The following is a 4,272-nucleotide window of genomic DNA, read 5'->3' on the forward strand; positions in this document are numbered from 1 at the left end:
CGGCCCTGGTGAGGGGGGGGAAGGCCGGGGCGGGGAGGCGGGGGGCGGAGGGGTTGCCCCGGGGGGTGGGGGGGCGGCGGGCGGGGGGGGTCATGCCCCGCCGCTCCGATCCGGCCGTAGCCCGCCTGCTGGACACCGTGTTCGATGTCTCCGCGCTCGGCACCGAGGCGGTGCCGATGACCGCGATCGCGCCCATCGGCGAATTGGCCATCAACGGCAACCGGGTCGGCCTCGCCTATATCCTGGCCGGGACCGGTCGCGCTGATCCCGCAGGGGCCGACAGGGAGGTGCTGGAGAGGGTGGACCGCAACACCGTGACCTTCGCGCCCGAGGTCGGCCAGTTCACCGATTTCCAGCTTGCGGTTACGGATAAGATGGCGCGGAGCGCGCTGGATTTCCTGGCCGGCGCGTCGCCGGCGGTGCTCGCCCAGCCCCGCGTGCAGTCGGGCTTGGGCAAGATGCGGGCCGGTTACGCCCAGACGATCGGCGGCGTGATCAAGACTTTCGCGATTTCCGGCCTCGACGACGACTGGAAGCTGCACCGGCTCGATGCGCTCGACCCCCTCGCCGATTCGGCCTCGCGCTTCCTCGGAGAGGGCGAGAAGGCCGGCATCCGGCAGCTCGCCGACGAGGTCGGGAAAGAGCAGAGCGCCGGCGTCAGAACGCGCGTCGAAGCCTTTGTGCAGCGCGCCGCCGCTCCCGCGCATTGAGCGGTCTCCCCCGTCACCCCGGCCGGGGATGACGGGGGAGCTTCCGAGCCGATGGCGGGGAGTGCCCTTTAAACGGGGCCTTGCCCGGCGTATCTAGCATGAGGGCCGGATCGGCCGGGACGATCGAAGGACGCAGATGAACTGGGTGAGCGAGGTCGTCCGGCCGCGGATCAAGACGCTCTTCAAGCGCGAGACGCCCGAGAACCTCTGGATCAAATGCCCCGATACGGGCCAGGTGGTCTTCCAGAAGGATGTCGAGGCCAATCTCTGGGTCATTCCCGGCTCCGACCATCATCTGCGGATGAATTCGAGCCAGCGGCTCAAGATGATGTTCGACGGCGGCACCTGGCTCGACGTCGCGCTGCCCGAGGCGCCCGTGGATCCGCTGCGCTTCCGCGACGAGAAGCGCTATGCCGACCGGCTCAAGGATGCGCGCGCCAAGACCGGCCTGCGCGACGCCTTCAAGGTGGGCTTCGGCCGCGTCGAGGGCGCTCCGACCGTGATCGCGGTGCAGGATTTCGAGTTCATGGGCGGCTCGCTCGGCATGGCCGCGGGCGAGGCGTTCCTCAAGGGGGCCGAGACGGCGCTCGACAAGCGCACGCCCTTCGTCCTCTTCGCGGCCTCCGGCGGCGCGCGCATGCAGGAGGGCATCTTCTCGCTGATGCAGATGCCGCGCACCACGGTCGCGATCCGCCGCCTGAACGAGGAGCGGCTGCCCTATATCGTCGTGCTGACGAATCCCACCACCGGAGGCGTGACGGCCTCCTATGCGATGCTCGGCGACATCCATCTCGCCGAGCCCGGCGCGCTCATCTGCTTCGCCGGGCCGCGGGTGATCGAGCAGACCATCCGCGAGAAGCTGCCGCCGGGCTTCCAGCGCTCCGAATATCTGAAGGAGCACGGCATGGTCGATGCGGTGGTCCATCGCCGCGACCTCAAGATGACGGTCGCGCGGCTGTGCCGCCAGCTCATGCGCCAGCCCCTGCCGGAGGCCCCCGCCGCGGAGCCGGCTCCCCTGGAGCCGGCCGCCTGACGCGCTCTTTCCTCCCATGGATATGCTCGACGCGGTTCTCGCGCGCTGCCTCGCGCTGCATCCGAAGCTGATCGATCTCTCGCTCGGCAGGATCGAGCGGCTGCTCGCCCGGATGGACCACCCGGAGCGGCGCCTGCCGCCCGTGATCCATGTCGCGGGGACGAACGGCAAGGGCTCGACCGTCGCCTTCATGCGGGCAATCCTCGAGGAGGCGGGGCTGCGGGTCCATGTCTATACCTCGCCCCATCTCGTGCGCTTCCACGAGCGCATCCGGCTCGGCGCGCCCGGCGGCGGGCGCTTCGTGCCGGATGAGCGGCTCGCGGCGGCCTTGGAGAGGTGCCTCGCGCTGAATGCGGGCGATCCGATCACCTTCTTCGAGATCACGACCGCCGCCGCCTTCGACCTGTTCTCAGCCACGCCGGCGGATGTGCTTCTCCTGGAGGTCGGGCTCGGCGGCCGGCTCGACACGACGAACGTCGTTGCGCGGCCCGCCTGCGCCGTCGTGACCCCGGTCGGGCGCGACCATGTCGAGTTCCTCGGCGAGACCCTGGCGGAGATCGCCCGCGAGAAGGCGGGCATCTTCAAGCGGGGCTGTCCCGCGGTGATCGCCCCGCAGGACCACCCGGAGGCGGATGCGGCGCTGGTCCTCGCCGCCGAGCGGGTAGGGGTGAAGCCCCTCCTCGTCGGCGGGCAGGATTTCACCGCCTGGGCGGAGCGCGGCCGGCTCGTCTACCAGGACGAGGGCGGGCTGCTCGACCTTCCGCTGCCGCGGCTCGCCGGGCGCCACCAGATCGTCAATGCAGGCACGGCGGTCGCGGCTTTGCGCGCGGCGGGATTCGGCGCCCTGGAATCATCCGTCTTCGAGCGCGGCATCGCGGGGGCGGACTGGCCGGGCCGCCTGCAACGGCTGACGCGCGGGCGCCTTGGCCAATACGCGCCGGAGGGCGCCGACCTCTGGCTCGACGGGGGGCATAACCGTGACGGCGCGCGGGTCGTCGCGGCGGCGATGGCCGATCTCGAGGAGCGCTCGCCCGCGCCTCTCGTGCTGCTCCTGGCGATGCTGGCGAAGAAGGACGCGGCGGGTTTCCTGGCCGAGTTCCGCGGGCTCGCGCGAGAGGTCGTGGCCGTGCCGATGACCTCGGAGACGCCGCAACGGCCGCCGGGCGAGATCGTCGCCCTCGCCGAGGAGGCCGGGTTCAGGGCGCGTGCCTCGTCGAGCCTCGAAGAGGCTTTGAGCGGCTTGAGCCGGTCCGCCTTCGAGCGCGCCCCGCGCGTCCTGATCTGCGGCTCGCTCTATCTCGCGGGCGAGGTGCTGGACCGCAACGGCACGCCCCCGCGATAAGCTCTCCTCACACCCGCATCGGCATGAGGACGTAGAGCGTCGCGGCCTCGTCGCGGTCCTGGATCACGGTTGGCGAGCCCGGATCGGCGAGCTTGAAGAGCGCCGTATCGCTGTCGAGCTGGTTCGTGATGTCGAGGAGGTAGCGGGCGTTGAAGCCGATATCGAGGGGCGAGGCGTCGTAATCGACATCCAGCTCCTCGACGGCATTGCCCGAATCCGGATTGTTGACGGACAGCGTCATCCGGCCCTCGGCGATGGCGAGCTTCACGGCCCGGCCGCGTTCGGAGGAGATGGTCGAGACGCGGTCCACCGCTTCCTGGAAATCCTTCTTTTCGATGGTCAGCCTCTTGTCGTTCCCGGTCGGGATGACGCGCTGATAATCGGGGAAGGTGCCGTCGATGAGCTTCGAGGTGAGCACGACGCCGCTGCCCTCGGCCCCGAAGGCGAAGCGGATCTTCGCCTGGCTGAGGCTGATCCGCACGGCCTCGCCGGGCTCGTCGGCGACGAGCTTCTGGATTTCCGAAACCGCCTTGCGCGGCACGATGATGCCCGGCATCCCGGCCGCGCCCTCGGGCGCCGGCAGCTCGATCCGCGCGAGGCGGTGGCCGTCGGTGGCGACGGCGCGCAAGCGCATCTCGCCTTCCGCCTCGATCGTGTGCAGGTAGATGCCGTTGAGATAGTAGCGCGTCTCCTCGGTCGAGATCGCGAATTGCGTCTTGTCGATCAGCCGCTTGAGGTCCGAGGCACCGATGGCGAAGCCGACGCTCATCTCGCCGGCCGCGATATCGGGAAAATCGGCCTCGGGCAGGGCCTGGAGGGAGAAGCGCGAGCGGCCCGAGCGGAGCTGGGCCTGGCTCGTCTCGCCGCTCGTCTCCAGCGAGACCTGAGCGCCTTCGGGAAGCTTGCGGACGATGTCGTAGAGGACATGGGCCGGGACGGTGACGGCGCCGGCCTGGACGACGTCCGCCCGCACCGTCTCCGTCACCTCGATGTCGAGATCGGTCGCCTTGAGCCGCAGGCCCTCCTCCTCGGCGCGCAGCAGCACGTTGGAGAGGATCGGGATCGTGGTGCGCCGCTCGACGACGCGGTGGACATGGCCCAGCGCCTTCAGGAGCGCGGCCCGCTCGACGGTGACCTTCATGGAATGACTCTTGGACCCTGCCTCGTTCCCGCGGCGCGATGCGCCG

Annotated in this window: 4 protein-coding genes; 3 read left to right on the forward strand and 1 reads right to left on the reverse strand. The window is 70.1% G+C overall.

What is annotated here, in order from left to right; genetic code table 11:
• The 3 genes from PKD06_RS17060 to PKD06_RS17070 form a co-directional block, all read left to right on the forward strand.
• Window positions 1-710, forward strand: a 710-nt coding sequence (locus PKD06_RS17060) for a hypothetical protein (RefSeq protein WP_324382216.1), incomplete at its 5' end; no start/stop codon positions are given.
• Window positions 711-846: 136 nt separating this feature from the next.
• Entirely contained in the window at window positions 847-1,743 is an 897-nt protein-coding gene (gene accD / locus PKD06_RS17065) for an acetyl-CoA carboxylase, carboxyltransferase subunit beta (RefSeq protein WP_324382218.1), read from the forward strand.
• A gap of 16 nt (window positions 1,744-1,759) precedes the next feature.
• A complete protein-coding gene (locus tag PKD06_RS17070) occupies window positions 1,760-3,085 on the forward strand; it encodes a folylpolyglutamate synthase/dihydrofolate synthase family protein (RefSeq protein WP_324382220.1) in 1,326 nt (441 codons plus the stop codon).
• A gap of 7 nt (window positions 3,086-3,092) precedes the next feature.
• Here the strand turns inward: PKD06_RS17070 and dnaN are convergent, their stop codons facing one another.
• Window positions 3,093-4,226 carry a DNA polymerase III subunit beta gene (gene dnaN, locus PKD06_RS17075; RefSeq protein ID WP_324382222.1) on the reverse strand — a complete coding sequence of 378 codons (1,134 nt, stop codon included), beginning with the start codon at window positions 4,224-4,226 and terminating at the stop codon, window positions 3,093-3,095.
• Between the last annotated feature and the right edge of the window lie 46 nt (window positions 4,227-4,272).

Origin of the sequence: Enterovirga sp. (assembly GCF_035325185.1) — a bacterium.
Lineage (GTDB): Bacteria > Pseudomonadota > Alphaproteobacteria > Rhizobiales > Beijerinckiaceae > Enterovirga.

Bases quoted from the DNA above. Each gene is read 5' to 3' on its own strand.
- accD (WP_324382218.1), top strand. From the start codon at position 847: ATGAACTGGGTGAGCGAGGTCGTCCGGCCGCGGATCAAGACGCTCTTC.
- PKD06_RS17070 (WP_324382220.1), top strand. From the start codon at position 1,760: ATGGATATGCTCGACGCGGTTCTCGCGCGCTGCCTCGCGCTGCATCCG.
- dnaN (WP_324382222.1), bottom strand. From the start codon at position 4,226: ATGAAGGTCACCGTCGAGCGGGCCGCGCTCCTGAAGGCGCTGGGCCAT.